Here is a 361-nt window from a genome sequence, read left to right on the forward strand (position 1 = left end):
AAACCGCTAAATCATCAATAAAACGGCGTCGTCCTGCGGGTTCACCCTTGACGAGTTGCAAATCTTCGGGGGAGAACAACACGGTACGCGTAATCCCTAGAGCCTCGCGGGCGCGCACGGGAGCGGCTCGATTAATGCGCACCCGATTGCTCGCCCCGGGTGCTATCTCGAATTCGGTGACCGTTTGTTGTGAACCACGCACCGTGCGCACACGAATATAGGCTCGGGATGCGCCCACCCGCACGAGCGGACCATCATGGCTTACGCGGTGCGAGGAAAGATTCGCGGTGTAGTCGATAGCCTCAATAATATTGGTTTTTCCAACACCGTTAGGCCCTAAAAAAACGGTAACTCCGGCGCT

At 56.2% G+C, this 361-nt stretch carries 1 protein-coding gene; it reads right to left on the minus strand.

From position 1 onward, the window contains the following. Positions 1–361: AAA family ATPase (locus tag HMPREF2554_RS10955; RefSeq protein ID WP_168160885.1), on the minus strand; the 361-nt coding region annotated here is incomplete at both ends.

The sequence above is a fragment of the Rothia sp. HMSC071F11 genome, from assembly GCF_001809115.1.
GTDB classification, from domain to species: domain Bacteria; phylum Actinomycetota; class Actinomycetes; order Actinomycetales; family Micrococcaceae; genus Rothia; species Rothia dentocariosa.